We start from the raw sequence: 14,916 nt of genomic DNA on the forward strand, positions 1-14,916 counted from the left end.
TACGCAGCATAGTTCACCGTCCGCCGTTGTCACGGTCGGCGTTGCCGGTGTGTGCGGCGACTTCGCGGGAGGGGCGCTCAGGCCGAGTCGATGATGCGCCGGGGCGCGGCCTGGGTGGCCTGGCCGTCGGCGCCGTAGAGATCCTGTCGTTGCGATGCGGCGAGCAGGGTTTCGAGGGCCTGCGCGTTGTTGTGCATGCGCAGCCGGATCAGTTCGCCGTTGACCCGGTTGAGCTCCCTGGCTTCGGCGGCGAGCGCCTGCAGCTTCTGCCACTGCTGGCGGACGTTGCGGTCGCCGGGGTTTTTCGCCAGCCAGGCGTCGATGCCCGGGCGGTCGGCGGCGAAGCCGGCGCGGGCGAGTTCGCCGTTGCGGGCCGCGGTCAGGGGTGCGAGCTGCTGCACCGTCGCGGTCTTGCGGTCGACCAGCGCGGGCAGTGCGTCGGCGCTACCGGTCTTGAGGACTTCCTGTTCTTCCTTGAGCAGGGCGACGAAGGCCGACACCACGTCGGCTTCCGCCGCGATGACGTCGGCCAGGGCAGGCATGGGCGGGCGGTTCAGGCCTTGCGCTGCGAGTTGAGCAGGTCGCGCGCGGTGGCGATCAGGCCGTCGGCGATCGCCTCGGCGTTGATCTGGAAGCGCCCTTCGGCGATGGCCTGCTTGATCTCGGCGATGCGCGCACCGTCGACCGGGGCGCCGCTGCTGGCGCCGGCGAGCTGCGCCGACGCCGTGCTGATCTTCACCTCGGCCGCAGGGGCGTCTGCGCGCGCGCCGGCCGATTCCGCCTTGGGGCGGCTGCCGCTGACGCTGCCGGAACCTACCGGCTTGAAATTGCTGTCGATTTTCACGATGTGATCCTTGCGCGGGTTTTCAAGGGAAGTAACGGCATCATCGGCAAAAACTTTAGCAGAAAGTGCTGCATTTCCTTCCGGTCGGGATTCTAGCCCGAGCCGGGGTGTCGCGGTGCGGCGTCAGGGCGCACCCCAAGGGCACTTCTTCGCAGAGCGCGAAGCGCTCTGCTCAGGGCGTACCCCAGGAGTACTTCCTCGCGATGCGCAGCGCGCATCGCTCAGGGCGCACCCCAAGAGTACTTCTTCGCAGAGCGCAAAGCGCTCTGCTCAGGGCGCGATCTCGATGATGCCGCCGGGGCGCGCGATGCCGCTGACCGTCTGCCCGCTGGCCGTGCGGGCGCGGGCGACCTGGCCGTCGGCGGCGTTGTTGAGCGCCTTGCCTTCGTTGCTGACGGCGAAGCCGGGGCCCTTCGAGATCAGGCGCACGTCCTGCCCCTGCTGGACGACGAAGGGCGCGATCAGCATGTCGCTGCGCAGCGGCTGGCCGCCGCCGAGGCCGTTCTTCAGGGTCTTGCCGACCGCCTGCTCGCGCTCGGTGAGGATGCCCGTCGGCAGCGCCGTCAGGTCGCCGCTGCGCAGCGCGAGGTCGCCGGCGTCGAGCGGCTGGCCGGGGTTGAGGGCGCGGGCGGTGACCACGTAGTTGCCGCTGACGCGGACCTGAACCGGCACGTAGACCGTCCAGCTGGCCGGGCCGAGGCAGCGCACGCCGACCGTCGCCTTGCCCCACAGCCGCGTGCCCGGCGGCGTAAACGGCTCGTGCGCGGAGCAGGGCGCGAGCTGGGTGCGTGGGTCGAGCTGGCCGACGCTGACGTCCACCTTGCCGGGCAGGCCCCGCGTCTGTGTCTGCAGGTACTGCTCGACGGTGGCGGCGAGCAGTTCGCGCGCTGTCGCCGGCGGGCTGGTCAGCGTCGCCGTGGCGGCGAGCAGCGCGGCGGCGATGAGGAGGCGGGGTCCGTTCATGGCCCGTATTCTGCCTGATGCGCCGCTGCCGCGGAACCGGCAGGACTCGGCAATTATTGCCGGAGCGCCGCGTCGGCAAGGCTGCCGGCAGGCCGAAACAGGGGCTGTGGACGCTTGGCATGCTTTTCGCTGTAAGGCTGGCAGCTTACGCAAACGGAGTCCCGGCATGGCCACCAAACTCGACGATCTGCTGTCCTACCAGCATCAGGCGCTCAGCCTGCGTGCGCACCGGCAGCAGATCCTGGCGGCGAACATCGCCAACGCCGACACACCGAACTACAAGGCGCGCGACATCGACTTCACCGCCGCGCTGAAGAACGCGATGGCCGGCCGCAGCGATGGCCTCGAGCTGGCGCGCACCGCGCCCGGCCACCTCGCCGGCGGCGCCGGTGCCGGACCGGCACCGCTGCTCTATCGCAAGAACACGCAGTCGGCGGTCGACGGCAACACCGTCGACATGGACGTCGAGCGCTCGCAGTTCGCCGAGAACGCGGTCCACTACGAGGCCGGCATCACCTTCATCACCGGCCGCCTGAAGACGATGCTGTCGGCCATCCAGGGTAACCAGTAATCATGAGCGTCTTCAACGTCTTCCATATCGCCGGCAGTGCGCTGACGGCGCAGGCGGCGCGCCTCAACGCGGTTGCCTCGAACATGGCCAACGCCGACAGCGTCGCCGGCGCCGACGGCAAGCCGTACCGCGCCAAGCAGGTGGTGTTCGAGGCGACGCCGATGGGCAACGCCGGCGCGCAGGGCGTGCGCGTGCGCCAGGTGGTCGAGGACGCGTCGCCGGCGCGCATGGTCTACGACCCGCGCAACCCGGCGGCGAACGAACAGGGCTATGTCGCGATGTCGAACGTGAATGCGGTCGAGGAGATGGTCAACATGATCTCCGCGTCGCGTTCCTACCAGACCAACGCCGACGTGATGAATACCGCCAAGACGCTGCTGCTGCGCACGCTGTCGCTTGGCCAGTAAAAGGAGCTAGACCATGGCAACCGTGAATTCGACCACCAACTCCGGCAGCGACGTCTTCGCCGCGCTCGGCGCGAGCACGAAGAAGAGCGGCGGCAGCCAGGCGGACCAGATCCAGGACCGCTTCCTGACGCTGCTGGTGACGCAGCTGAAGAACCAGGATCCGCTGAATCCGATGGACAACGCGCAGATGACCAGCCAGCTGGCACAGATCAACACCATCAGCGGCATCGAGAAGCTGAACACGACGCTGAGCCAGATGCTCGGCGTCTACAACGAAGGGCAGGCGATGCAGGCGGCCGGCATGGTCGGCAAATATGTGCTGGTCGCCGGCAATTCCTTGCCGCTCGCCGGCGGCCAGGCGATCGGTGGCGCCACGCTGGCCGGCCCGGCCGACCAGGTCACGATCAGCATCTACGATTCGGCCGGCAACCTGGTGCAGTCGCAGAAGCTCGGTGCCGCCGAGGCCGGCAACCTGAACTTCACCTGGGACGGCAAGAAGAGCGACGGCAGCAAGGCGGCGGACGGCACCTACACCTTCAAGGTCGCCGCGGTGCGCGGCAACGACAAGGTCGAGGCGAGCGCGCTGCAGCTTGGCATGGTTAATGCTGTCGTTCGCAGCAAGGACGGATTCCTCCTTGACCTCGGGCCGCAGGGCACGATGGCGTTCAAGGACGTGCAGCAGATTCTCTAAGGCAGGAGACAGGACATGGCATTCCAGCAAGGTTTGAGCGGCCTCAACAGTTCGTCGAAGGCGCTCGACGTGATCAGCAACAACGTCGCCAACTCCGGCACGGTCGGCTTCAAGGCCGCCGGCGCGCACTTCGGCGACGTCTATGCCGCGTCGCTGACCGGCGCCGGCGCGTCGCAGATCGGCATCGGCACCAGCCTCACCGCGGTCGTCCAGCAATTCACGCAGGGCAACATCACCACCACCAACAACCCGCTCGATGTCTCGATCAACGGCGGCGGCTTTTTCCGGATGAGCCAGAACGGCGCGATCACCTTCACCCGCAACGGCCAGTTCCATTTGGACAAGAGCGGCTTCATCGTGAACGACGCCAACCTGCGTCTGACCGGCTACGCCGCCGACGGCTCCGGCCTGATCGTGCCGTCGACGCCGGTCGAGCTGCAGCTGTCGTCGGCCGACCAGCCGCCGGTCGCCACCGGCGCCAGCGTCGGCGCCTTCCAGGGCGTGCGCGGCAACCTCAATCTCGACTCGCGCGAGACTGTGCCGAGCACCGCCTGGACGTCGGGGCCGGCGGTTGCGGCAGCGCCGGCGACGACGCTGTGGTCGCCGAACCCGGCGAGCTACAACTACTCGACCGCGCTCTCGGTCTACGACACCCTCGGCAACGCGCACACGCTGACCTACTACTTCGTGAAGACGGCGACCTCCGGCCAGTGGCAGGTCTACGCCAACGTCGATGGCACCACCAACCAGACGGTCAACCTCGGCGCCGGCGCCGGCAACCCGGCGACTCTGCAGTTCAATTCGAGCGGGGTGCTGCAGACGGCGATGCCGCTGTCGATCAGCATCGACCTCAACGGCGTCGTGCAGGCCACCGGCAGCACCAACAATGCGGGCAGTCCGCTGGCCTTCAACGTCGACTTCACCGGCAGCACGCAGTTCGGTTCGCCCTTCGGTACCAACCGCCTGGAGCAGGACGGCTACACCTCGGGTCGCCTGTCCGGCCTCACCGTCGGCGCCGACGGTGTCATCCAGGGGCGCTACAGCAACGGCCAGGCACGCAACCTCGGGCAGATCGTCCTCGCCAACTTCACCAACCCGAACGGGTTGATCAACCTTGGCGGCAACGTCTGGTCGGAAAGCTCGGTCTCCGGCTCGCCGACGGTCGGCGCGCCGAACTCGGGCAGTCTGGGCGTATTGCAGTCGGCGGCGATCGAGGAGTCGAACGTCGACCTCACCGCCGAACTGGTCAACATGATCACGCAGCAGCGCAACTACCAGGCCAACGCGCAGTCGATCAAGACGCAGGACTCGATCATGCAGACGCTGGTCAACCTGCGCTGATCCTGAGCTAGACGACACGGGCGAGGAACATGGATCGGCTGATCTACACGGCGATGAGCGGCGCCAAGCAGGCCTTCCTGCAGCAGGCCGGCGTCGCCAACAACCTCGCCAACGCGGCGAGCACAGGCTACCGCGCGGTGGAGCACAAGTTCCGCGCGGTGCAGGTGCAGGGCGGCGAGCTGCCGACGCGCGCGTTCACGGTGAATGCCTCGGTCGCCGACACCTTCGACCAGGGGCCGCTGATGGCCACCGGCCGCCCGCTCGACGTCGCCGTGCAGGGCGCCGGCTGGATCGCCGTCGAAACCCCGGACGGCGGCGAGGCCTATACGCGCAACGGCGCGCTGCAGGTCAATGCCGCCGGCCAGCTGCAGACCGCGAACGGCATGAACGTGCTCGGCGACGGCGGCCCGATCGCGATCCCGCCCGACAACCGCATCAGCATCGCGCCCGACGGCACGGTGTCGGTGGTGCCGCTGTTCGGCACGCCGAACAACTCCAACCCGGTCGGCCGCATCAAGCTCGTCAATCCGCCGGAGAACGAGTTGGCGCGCGGCGCCGACGGCCTGTTCCGGCTGCGCAGCGGGCAGCCCGCGGACGTCGATGCCAACGTCAAGCTGGCGCCGGCGACGCTCGAAGGCAGCAACGTGAACAGCGTCGATGCGATGGTCAACCTGATCTCGCTTTCACGCCAGTTCGAAATGCAGGTGAAGATGCTGCAGACGGCGGACGCCAACGCCCGCTCCGCGGCGCAGATCCTGACGATGAACCGATGAGGAACCCTGAATGATCCGCTCCCTCTGGATCGCGCGCACCGGCCTCGATGCGCAGCAGACGCAGCTCGACGTGATCGCCAACAACCTGGCGAACGTCTCCACCAACGGCTTCAAGCGCGGCCGCGCGGTGTTCGAGGATCTGCTCTACCAGACGCTGCGGCAGCCGGGCGCGCAGTCCTCGCAGCAGACGCAGATCCCGTCGGGCCTGCAGCTCGGCACCGGCGTGCGGCCGGTGACGACGGCGCGCATCCACACCCAGGGCAACCTGCAGCAGACCGGCAACGGCCTCGACATCGGCATCAACGGCGCCGGCTTCTTCCAGATCACGCTGCCCGACGGCACCATCGCCTACACCCGCGACGGCTCGTTCCAGAAGGACAACCAGGGGCAGATCGTCAATTCCAACGGCTATCCGCTGCAGCCGGCGGTGACCATTCCCGCCGACGCGCTGACGCTGACGATCTCCAGCGACGGCGTGGTCAGCGTGACGCAGCCGGGCAACGCCGCGGCGACGCAGGTCGGCACCATCCAGGTGGCGACCTTCATCAACCCGGGCGGCCTGCAGAGCATCGGCGAGAACCTCTACCTGGAAACCGCCGCCAGCGGCGCGCCGACGCCGAACACGCCGGGCCTCAACGGCGCCGGCGTGCTCAACCAGTTCTACGTCGAGACCTCGAACGTGAACGTCGCCGAGGAGCTGGTGTCGATGATCCAGACGCAGCGCGCCTACGAGCTGAACTCGAAGGTGGTGTCGACCTCCGACCAGATGCTCGGCCGGCTGACGCAACTCTGAGGAAGGAGTCGCGTGATGATCAACCGCACCCTGACTGCCCTGCTGGCGCTGCTCGCCGCCGTGCTCGCGGGCTGCCAGTCGGTGCCGCCGACCAACGTGCACCAGCCGATGACGGCGCGGCCGACGCCGCGCGCGGAAAACCCGTATGCCAACGGCTCGATCTTCAACGCCGGCAGCGCCCGTCCGCTGTTCGAGGACCGGCGCGCGCGCTACGTCGGCGACACGCTGACCATCTCCATCGTCGAAAATACCTCGGCCTCGACCAGCTCGAGCAGTTCGGCGAACCGGACCTCGAGCATCTCGGCCTCGGTGCCGACCATCACCGGGCTGCCCGGCCGCAACTTCCAGGGCATGGGGCTGTCGGCGGAGACCGAGAACGACTTCGCCGGCAAGGGCGCCGCCGCGGCCAAGAACGTGTTCACCGGTGCGATCACGGTGACCGTGATCGAGGTGCTGGAGAACGGCAACCTGCTCGTCTCCGGCGAGAAGCAGGTGGCGATCGGCCACGGCCAGGAGTACATCCGCCTGTCCGGCGTCGTCAATCCGAGTTTCATCGCCGCCGACAACACCATCGCCTCGTCGCGCGTCGCCGACGCCCGCGTCGAGTACAAGGAGAGCGGCTACATCAGCGAGGCGCAGGTCATGGGCTGGCTGGCACGATTCTTCCTTAGCTTCCTGCCGTTCTGACAGAAATCGCGATGGAGACGGCAAATGGACGGATTCGGCAGGCTGACCGGCAAAATACTTCGCCAGGCGGCAATCCTTGCCTGCGCGGCGCTCGCCGCCGCTAGCCCGTCCGCCCACGCCGAGCGGATCAAGGACCTGGCCTCGATCCAGGGCGTCCGCCAGAACCAGCTGATCGGCTACGGCCTGGTGGTCGGCCTCGACGGCAGCGGCGACCAGACGACGCAGACCCCGTTCACCACGCAGGCGACGCTGAACATGCTGTCGCAACTCGGCGCCAACCTGCCGCTCGACAAGGCGAGCACGATCCAGCTGAAGAACGTCGCCGCGGTGGTCGTCACCGCCAGCCTGCCGGCCTTCGCCCGCCCGGGACAGGCGATCGACATCACCGTGTCGTCGATCGGCAACGCCAAGAGCCTGCGCGGCGGCACGCTGCTGATGACGCCGCTGAAGGGCGCCGACGGGCAGATCTACGCGATGGCGCAGGGCAACGTGCTGGTCGGCGGCGCCGGCGCATCCGCCGGCGGTAGCAAGGCGCAGGTCAACCATCTCTCCGCCGGCCGCATCGCCGCCGGCGCCACCGTCGAGCGCGCGGTGCCGACCTCGGTCGGCCAGGGGCCCTACGTCAGCTACGAACTGAACCAGACCGACTTCGGCACCGCCAAGCGCGTGGTCGAGGTCATCAACCGCGAGATGGGGCCGGTTGCCGAGGCGCTCGACGGCCGCCAGATCCGCGTGCTGGCGCCGGACGCGCCGGACGCCCGCGTCGCCTTCATCGGCCGCATCGAGAACCTCGAAGTGCGGCCGATGCAGACGGTGGCCAAGGTCATCGTCAATCCGCGCACCGGCTCGGTGGTGATGAACCAGGCGGTGACCATCGACAACTGCGCGGTCGCGCACGGCAACCTTTCGGTGACGGTCAGCAGCGAGCCCGGCGTCAGCCAGCCGGCGCCGCTGTCCGGCGGGCAGACGGTGGTGACCGAGCGCGCCGACATCCAGATCCGGCAGGACGCCGGTGCGCTGATGAACGTCAAGGCCGGCGCCAACCTCGCCGACGTGGTCAAGGCACTGAATGCGCTCGGCGCCAATCCGCAGGACCTGCTCGCCATCCTGCAGGCGATGAAGGCCGCCGGCGCGCTGCGCGCCGAGCTGGAAATCATCTGAGTCCGCCGCCGGGGTACCGCCGATGAAGCCGGAAGACATCGCCAGCCAGCGCTTCGTGCTCGACCTGAAGTCCACGCAGGACCTGCGCGCGAAGATCCAGCAGGATCCGAAGGCCGGCCTCAAGCAGGCGGCGCAGCAGTTCGAGGGCATGTTCCTGCAGATGGTGATGAAGAGCATGCGCGACGCGACGCCGTCCGACGGTCTCTTCAACAGCGATGCCACGCGCTTCTACACCAGCGTGCTCGACCAGCAGCTGGCGCAGCAGCTCGGTGCCAGCGGCCAGGTCGGCTTCGCCCGTCTGATCGAGGCCCAGCTCGGGCGCACGCTCGGCGTGACGTCCGCCGACGCCGTTCCGCAAGCGGCCGCGGTCGACGGCCTGCGCGCGTTTTCGGGGCGGGCGGCGATTCCCGCCGGGGCGATCGTCGGCGCGGAAAGAGTTGCCGGTCGCGTTGCCGGCGAGGCGGCCGCGGCTGCGGCGACCTTGCCGGTCGCGCCGGGGCCGCTGTCGCAGGGCGCCCGCGACTTCGTCAATCGCGTCTGGCCGCACGCCGTCGAGGCCAGCCGCAGCACCGGCGTGCCGGCGCATTTCCTGGTTGCGCACGCGGCGCTGGAGTCAGGCTGGGGCAAGAGCGAAATCCGCCGCGGCGACGGCTCGAGCAGCCACAACCTGTTCGGGATCAAGGCCGGCAGGAGCTGGCAGGGCGAGTCGGTCGAGGCGGCGACCACCGAATACGTGAACGGCGTCGCCCAACCGGCGCGCGAGAAGTTCCGCGCCTACGGCTCGTACGCCGAGGCCTTCCGCGACTACGCGACCCTGCTTTCGGGCAACCCGCGCTTCGCCGGCGTGCTCGGCCAGCAGGATGGCACGGCCTTTGCACGTTCGTTGCAGCAGGCCGGTTACGCGACCGATCCGATGTACGCGGACAAGCTGTCCCGGATCATCAACGGCAGCACGCTGCGCCAGGCGCTGGTCGGCTGAGCGCCGGGACTGTTCGCTGCGGCTAAACAATACGGCGCGGATGCCGTTAAACATGGAAATCGAGGTCATCCATGAGCACAGGAATTTTCAGCATCGGTATTTCCGGCATCAGGGCGGCGCAGCTGGGCCTGCTGACGACCGAGCACAACATCGCCAATGCCAGTACCGAGGGGTATTCACGACAGCGCATCATCCAGACGACGAACATCCCGGTCGCCACCGGCTCCGGCTTCGTCGGCCAGGGAACGAGCGTCTCGGCGATCGAGCGCCTGTACAGCCAGACGCTGGTCAACCAGGTGAATACGGCGCAGAGCTCGGTCAGCGAACTGGACGCCTACTACGCGCAGATCAAGCAGATCGACAACATGCTGGCTGACCAGAGCGCCGGCCTGTCGCCGGCGTTGCAGGACTATTTCCGCGGCATTCAGGACGTCGCCGCCAATCCGGCTTCGCTGGCCGCACGGCAGTCGATGGTTTCGTCGGCGGAAGCACTCGTTTCGCGCTTCCAGAGCATGGAAGCGCGGCTGGTTGAGCTGCGCGAAGGGGTGGGTACCGAGATCACGGCGACCGTCGCCTCGATCAACTCGTATGCGCGGCAGATCGGCGAACTCAACCAGCGCATCGTGCTGGCGCAAGCCACGACGCTGGCGCCGGCGAACGACCTGCTCGACCAGCGCGATCATCTGATGAGCCAACTGAACGAGCTGGTCGAGGTGCGCTCCACCGTCAATAGCGACGGTACCTACAACGTCTTTTTCGGCACCGGGCAGCAACTGGTGGTCGGCACCCAGGTCACCGAACTGGTCGCGCAGGCGGCGTACGCCGACATTTCGCGCATCGTTGTCGGCATCAAGACCGCCGGCGCGGTGCAGGAACTCCCGGAAAATCTGATCACCGGCGGTGCGCTCGCCGGCCTGCTCAATTTCCGCAGTGAAACGCTGGATCGCGCCACCAACGACCTCGGCCGCATCGCAGCGACGCTGGCGCAGACGATGAACGCCCAGCATGCGCTGGGCCAGAACCTGCTCGGCCAGGCAGTGGGAGAGGGCTCGTTCGTCGGCGACCTTTTCAGCTTTTCGGGGCCGAAGGTGGTTGCCAACTCCAGGAATGCGAGCGGTTCGGCGACGGTGTCGGCCGACTTTACCAGCCCGCCGCCGTTCAACGGCAGCAACTTCTATACGGACCTGACGGGCAGCGACTATCAGCTGACCTACAATGCGGGGACGCTCACGCTGACCCGCCTCTCCGACAACAAGACCTGGTCGGGGGGCAGCATCGCCGCCATCAACACCGCCCTGGCGACGGATCCGCAGGGATTCACGCTGAGCGACGACGGCGCCGGCTACAGCACCGGCGACAGCTATCTGATCCAGCCGACCCGCGATGTGGCCAGGAACATCCTCGTCAATACGTCGATCGCCGCCGATCCGCGGCTGATCGCCGCCGCGCTGCCGATTCGCACAACCACGGATGCCGGGAACACGGGGAGTGCCCAGATTTCTGCCGGCACCATCACCCCTGATCCGACGCTGGCGCCGAACCTGTATTCGCTTGCCAGCCTGCCGATAAGCATTGACTACAACGGCGGCAATTTGGCGAATTTCCCGAATGGCCCGGTCACCGTCACCGTCAACGGCGTGACGACCTCCTATACGATCACGGCGCCGACGGATACCGTTCCCTATACTTCCGGAGCGACCGTAACGCTTTCCGGCCTGAGCTTCACCATCTCCGGAACGCCGAACAACGGCGATTCCTTCAACATCCTGCGCAACAGCGCGGGCGTTTCCGACAGCCGTAACGCCCTTGCACTGGGGCAACTGCAGACGCAGGGAACGGTCGCCGGCGGCACCGCCAATTACCAGGTGGCGTATTCTCGTCTGGTCAGCGACGCCGGCAACAAGACCCGGGAAATCCAGGTGACAGCGGAGGCGCAGTCGGCGCTTCTCAAGCAGGCGCAGAATTCCCGCGATGCGCTGTCGGGAGTGAACCTCGACGAAGAAGCGGCGAACCTGTTGCGCTTCCAGCAGGCCTATCAGGCCTCGGCGAAAGTCATCGACATCGGCAGCCGGCTCTTCGACGTGATCCTGTCGATCCGCGCCTGAACGGAGAAGCACCATGCGAATCAGTACCAGCCAGATCTATGACGCGGGGGTTCTCGGCATCCAGCGCAACCAGCAGGGGCTGTACACCCTGCAGAACCAACTATCGACCGGGCGCCGGGTGCTGACGCCGCAGGATGACCCGGTGGCGGCGGCGCAGGCGCTGGTGCTTTCGCAAACGAAGGAAATCGGTGGCCAATACATCGACAATCAGGGCAACGCGCGCGCGCAGCTGAACATCGTCGAAGCCAATCTGGAATCGTTGGGGAACGTGCTGCAGAGCGTCCGGGAAAGGATCATTCAGGCCGGGAATACCGTCCTCACCGACGCCGAGCGCGGCTTCTTCGCCGAGGAACTGGAAATCCGGCTCGACGAACTGCTCGGCATTGCGAATACCGCCGACGGCAGCGGCCAGTTTTTGTTCTCCGGCTACCAGGGAATGACCCGACCGTTCTCGATCAACGGATCGTCGCCACCGGTACCGCCGGCGACCCAGCCGCCGGTGGCCTATTCCGGCGACGAGGGGGAGCGCCTGCTGCAGGTCGGCGCCTCTCGCCTGATGCCGACCAATGTCTCCGGCGCCAATCTTTTCATGGACGTGCGTACCGGCAACGGGACCTTCGTTACCGGCGTCGGCGGCAACGGCGCCCTGATCAACCAGGGTACCGGCGTCATCGATGCGGGCTCCGTGCTCGACCCCACCGCATGGGCGGCTGGCGTCAACGCCGAGGGCGGTGCCGGCTTCCGCGTCGAGTTCCTGGCCGGCGGGGGCTATCAGGTCGTCGGCGTGACGACCGCGGCCGTCTATGCCAGCTCGCCGACCTTTGCGCCGGGGCAGGCGATTTCCTTTTCCGGGGCGCAGGTCGTGATCCGGGGAACGCCGGCCGTCGGGGATACCTTCACCGTCGACCCGAGCGCTTCGCAGAGCATTTTTTCGACGATGCAGAATCTCGTTGCCGCGCTGCGCACGCCGGTCGGTACGGCGTCCTACTCGGTAACCGAGTTCAGCAACCGGATGGCGGCCGAGCACCTGAACCTCGACCGGATGCTCGACAACGTCAGCCGCATACGCGCTGACGTCGGTTCCCGCCTCCGCGAGCTGGAATCGCTGACGAACACCTCCCAGGACATCGATCTGCAGTACGCCACCGCGCTTTCCGACCTCCAGGATCTCGACTATGCGGAGGCAATCTCGAAATTCACGCAACAGCAGACGCAGCTGGAAGCGGCGCAGAAGTCCTTCGCCCAGATCTCGGGCATGAGCCTGTTCAGCATCCTATGAGCCTCACCCGCGCCCTGCTGCTGGCGGGCGGCGTCGTCGCCGCGGCGGCCGGCTGCTCGTCGGTGCCGAACGTGCCGCCGAGCGGCTCGGTGGTGCCGAGCGAGGGCAAGGTGCAAGTGGCGTCGAGCCTGTCCTACACCTACGAGGAACTGATCGCGGCGCCGGCCGTCGCCTGGTCGCTGAAGGGCATCCTCGACAATTCGCTCGACCAGCTGCCGATCCTGCGGACGCCGCTGGTGCTGTACTTCGTCTACCAGCCCTTCGCGCCGAACTGGAGCGTCGAGGAGGCGCAGCTCGACGGCGAAACCTACTACGTGCGCCTGCTCGCCAAGCGCTTCCGCGTCGGCGGCGACGGCGAGGCGATGAACGTGCTCAAGCGGCGCGCGGTACAGCTGCAGTACGAACGCGGCTACGCCGGCTACCGCATTGTCGACTACAGCGAGGGGATCGAGTCGAGCACGCCGGTCGCCCAGCGCTACTCGCACGGCATCGTCCAGCTGGTGCGCGCAGAGACGGCGCCCGGCCGCCGTTAGCGGGCGGGAACGAAATGCCCGAGCATGGCCTGCAGGCCGTGCTCGAACAGCTGCGTCAGCGGTGCCGCGAGATAGCCGAGGCTGAGGATCAGCATCACGAAACCGCCGATCAACGTGATCGGGAAACCGACGGCGAACAGGTTGAGCTGCGGCGCCGCGCGCGTCAGCACGCCGAGCGCGATGTTGACGATCAGCAGCGCGGCGACCGCCGGCAGCGCGAGCATCAGGCCGGAAGCGAAGACGACCGCACCGGCGTGGGCGAGGTTCGACCAGGTGGCGGCGGCGAGCGTGGTGGCGCCGATCGGCAGCGCGACGAAGCTCTGCGCCAGCGTCGCCAGGATCATCAGGTGGCCGTTGATCGAGAGCAGCACGAGGATGCCGAGCATGGCGATGAATTCGGCGAGCACCGGCGTCTGCGAGGCGCTGTCCGGATCGTAGAAGGTGGCGAAGCCGAGGCCCATCTGCAGGCCGATGACTTCGCCGGCGAAGTCGATCGCCGCGACCACCAGGCGCATTGCGTAACCCATCGCGAAGCCGATCAGCATCTGCTGGGCGAGGATCGCCAGCCCGGCGCCGGAGCCGGGCGGCACCGGCGGGATCGGCGGCAGCGCCGGCGCCAGTGCCAGCGTGATCGCCAGGCCGAGGATCAGGCGTACGCGGCGCGGCAAAGCGGCGTTGGAGAACGGCGGCGCGGCGGCGAGCAGGGCCAGGATGCGGGCGAGCGGGAAAAAGTAGGCCGCGATCCAGGCGTCGAGCTGCGCGCTGGTCAGCGAGATCATCCGACGAGGCCGGGAATGCTGTCGAACAGCCGGCGGATGTAGTCGATCAGCAACTGCAGCATCCACGGTCCGGCGAAGATCAGCGTGATGAACATCACCACCAGGCGCGGGATGAACGACAGCGTCGATTCGTTGATCTGCGTCGCCGCCTGGAAGATGCTGATGATCAGGCCGGTGACCAGCGCCGCCATGAGCAGCGGCGCCGACACCAGCAGCGTGATCTCGAGCGCCTGGCGGCCGATTTCCATGACCGTCTGCGGCGTCATGTGGCGAAGCTCTGCACCAGGGAGCCGACGACCAGGTGCCAGCCGTCGACGAGCACGAACAACATCAGCTTCATCGGCAGCGCCACCATCACCGGCGACATCATCATCATGCCCATCGACATCAGCGTGCTGGCGACAACCATGTCGATCACCAGGAAGGGGATGAAGATGATGAAGCCGATCTGGAACGCGGTCTTCAGCTCGCTGGTGACAAAGGCCGGGATCAGCACGCGCATCGGCGTGTCCTCCGGCTTCTCGATCTTCTCGATGCGCGCGAGGCGGGCGAAGAGACCGATGTCGGCCTCGCGCGTCTGCTTCAGCATGAAGCCCCGCAGCGGCACCGCGGCGCGGTCCGCGGCCTGCTGCAGGCTGATCCGGTTCTCGGACAGCGGCAGGTAGGCCTCGCTGTAGATGCGGTCGGCGACCGGCGCCATGACGAAGAAGGTGAGGAACAGCGACAGCCCGACCAGCACCTGGTTCGGCGGCGAGGTCTGCGTGCCGAGCGCGTGCCGCAGCAGCGAGAAGACGATGATGATGCGCGTGAAGCCGGTCATCATCAGCAGCGCCGCCGGGATGAAGGTCAGCGCGGTCAGCGTCAGCAGCGTCTGGATCGACAGCGACCAGGTGGTGGCGCCGCCGGGGCCGGGGGTGCTGGTCAGCGCCGGCAGCGCCTGTGCCAGCGCGTCGAGCGGGGCCGCGGCGAGCAGCGCCGGCAGCAGCGGCAGCAGGCGTCGCCGCATCGCA

18 protein-coding genes are annotated in these 14,916 nt (G+C 67.5%); 12 read left to right on the top strand and 6 right to left on the bottom strand.

The genetic code is table 11. The features are described from left to right. Positions 1-77 precede the first annotated feature (77 nt). The 3 genes from IWH25_RS09040 to flgA all read right to left on the bottom strand — a co-directional run bounded on the left by IWH25_RS09040 (position 78) and on the right by flgA (position 1,807). Positions 78-542: a flagella synthesis protein FlgN gene (locus IWH25_RS09040; protein WP_203388978.1), complete on the bottom strand. Its 465-nt coding sequence runs from the start codon at positions 540-542 to the stop codon at positions 78-80. Positions 543-553: 11 nt separating this feature from the next. After that, positions 554-844, bottom strand: coding sequence for a flagellar biosynthesis anti-sigma factor FlgM (flgM, locus tag IWH25_RS09045; protein WP_238999050.1), 291 nt, complete (start codon positions 842-844; stop codon positions 554-556). Positions 845-1,114: 270 nt separating this feature from the next. Continuing rightward, positions 1,115-1,807, bottom strand: coding sequence for a flagellar basal body P-ring formation chaperone FlgA (gene flgA / locus IWH25_RS09050; RefSeq protein ID WP_203388979.1), 693 nt, complete (start codon positions 1,805-1,807; stop codon positions 1,115-1,117). 166 nt (positions 1,808-1,973) lie between these two features. Between flgA and flgB the strand changes: the two genes are divergently transcribed. The 12 genes from flgB to IWH25_RS09110 all read left to right on the top strand — a co-directional run bounded on the left by flgB (position 1,974) and on the right by IWH25_RS09110 (position 13,127). Further along, on the top strand, positions 1,974-2,378 hold the full coding sequence (gene flgB, locus IWH25_RS09055) for a flagellar basal body rod protein FlgB (RefSeq protein ID WP_203388980.1): 405 nt from the start codon (positions 1,974-1,976) through the stop codon (positions 2,376-2,378). 2 nt (positions 2,379-2,380) lie between these two features. After that, positions 2,381-2,785 carry a flagellar basal body rod protein FlgC gene (gene flgC, locus IWH25_RS09060; RefSeq protein WP_203388981.1) on the top strand — a complete coding sequence of 135 codons (405 nt, stop codon included), beginning with the start codon at positions 2,381-2,383 and terminating at the stop codon, positions 2,783-2,785. Between the two features lie 13 nt (positions 2,786-2,798). Beyond that, positions 2,799-3,476 carry a flagellar hook assembly protein FlgD gene (locus tag IWH25_RS09065; RefSeq protein WP_203388982.1) on the top strand — a complete coding sequence of 226 codons (678 nt, stop codon included), beginning with the start codon at positions 2,799-2,801 and terminating at the stop codon, positions 3,474-3,476. 15 nt (positions 3,477-3,491) lie between these two features. After that, positions 3,492-4,817 (top strand): flagellar hook protein FlgE, encoded by a 1,326-nt coding sequence (gene flgE / locus IWH25_RS09070; protein ID WP_203388983.1) that lies wholly within the window; start codon positions 3,492-3,494, stop codon positions 4,815-4,817. A 29-nt stretch (positions 4,818-4,846) separates the two neighbouring features. Further along, positions 4,847-5,590: a flagellar basal-body rod protein FlgF gene (flgF, locus tag IWH25_RS09075; RefSeq protein WP_203388984.1), complete on the top strand. Its 744-nt coding sequence runs from the start codon at positions 4,847-4,849 to the stop codon at positions 5,588-5,590. 10 nt (positions 5,591-5,600) lie between these two features. Beyond that, on the top strand, positions 5,601-6,383 hold the full coding sequence (gene flgG / locus IWH25_RS09080; protein ID WP_203388985.1) for a flagellar basal-body rod protein FlgG: 783 nt from the start codon (positions 5,601-5,603) through the stop codon (positions 6,381-6,383). Positions 6,384-6,398: 15 nt separating this feature from the next. Further along, positions 6,399-7,070 carry a flagellar basal body L-ring protein FlgH gene (locus IWH25_RS09085; protein WP_203388986.1) on the top strand — a complete coding sequence of 224 codons (672 nt, stop codon included), beginning with the start codon at positions 6,399-6,401 and terminating at the stop codon, positions 7,068-7,070. A 24-nt stretch (positions 7,071-7,094) separates the two neighbouring features. Then, positions 7,095-8,231 carry a flagellar basal body P-ring protein FlgI gene (locus IWH25_RS09090; protein WP_203388987.1) on the top strand — a complete coding sequence of 379 codons (1,137 nt, stop codon included), beginning with the start codon at positions 7,095-7,097 and terminating at the stop codon, positions 8,229-8,231. Positions 8,232-8,253: 22 nt separating this feature from the next. Beyond that, positions 8,254-9,210 carry a flagellar assembly peptidoglycan hydrolase FlgJ gene (gene flgJ / locus IWH25_RS09095; protein WP_203388988.1) on the top strand — a complete coding sequence of 319 codons (957 nt, stop codon included), beginning with the start codon at positions 8,254-8,256 and terminating at the stop codon, positions 9,208-9,210. A gap of 71 nt (positions 9,211-9,281) precedes the next feature. After that, on the top strand, positions 9,282-11,315 hold the full coding sequence (gene flgK, locus IWH25_RS09100; protein ID WP_203388989.1) for a flagellar hook-associated protein FlgK: 2,034 nt from the start codon (positions 9,282-9,284) through the stop codon (positions 11,313-11,315). A gap of 13 nt (positions 11,316-11,328) precedes the next feature. Further along, positions 11,329-12,594, top strand: coding sequence for a flagellar hook-associated protein FlgL (gene flgL / locus IWH25_RS09105; protein WP_203388990.1), 1,266 nt, complete (start codon positions 11,329-11,331; stop codon positions 12,592-12,594). Continuing rightward, positions 12,591-13,127 carry a hypothetical protein gene (locus tag IWH25_RS09110; protein ID WP_203388991.1) on the top strand — a complete coding sequence of 179 codons (537 nt, stop codon included), beginning with the start codon at positions 12,591-12,593 and terminating at the stop codon, positions 13,125-13,127. Before flgL ends, IWH25_RS09110 begins: the two co-directional genes overlap by 4 nt. Here IWH25_RS09110 and fliR read toward each other — a convergent pair. Genes fliR through fliP form a run of 3 tightly spaced genes read right to left on the bottom strand, consistent with a single transcriptional unit; the run spans position 13,124 to position 14,912 of the window. Beyond that, a complete protein-coding gene (gene fliR / locus IWH25_RS09115) occupies positions 13,124-13,906 on the bottom strand; it encodes a flagellar biosynthetic protein FliR (protein WP_203388992.1) in 783 nt (260 codons plus the stop codon). The two genes, IWH25_RS09110 and fliR, sit on opposite strands and share 4 nt — an antisense overlap. Then, positions 13,903-14,172: a flagellar biosynthesis protein FliQ gene (gene fliQ / locus IWH25_RS09120; protein WP_203388993.1), complete on the bottom strand. Its 270-nt coding sequence runs from the start codon at positions 14,170-14,172 to the stop codon at positions 13,903-13,905. Before fliQ ends, fliR begins: the two co-directional genes overlap by 4 nt. Further along, positions 14,169-14,912, bottom strand: coding sequence for a flagellar type III secretion system pore protein FliP (gene fliP, locus IWH25_RS09125; RefSeq protein ID WP_203388994.1), 744 nt, complete (start codon positions 14,910-14,912; stop codon positions 14,169-14,171). The genes fliQ and fliP overlap by 4 nt, the downstream gene beginning before the upstream one ends. Positions 14,913-14,916 lie beyond the last annotated feature (4 nt).

Source organism: Azospira restricta (assembly GCF_016858125.1).
GTDB classification, from domain to species: domain Bacteria; phylum Pseudomonadota; class Gammaproteobacteria; order Burkholderiales; family Rhodocyclaceae; genus Proximibacter; species Proximibacter restrictus.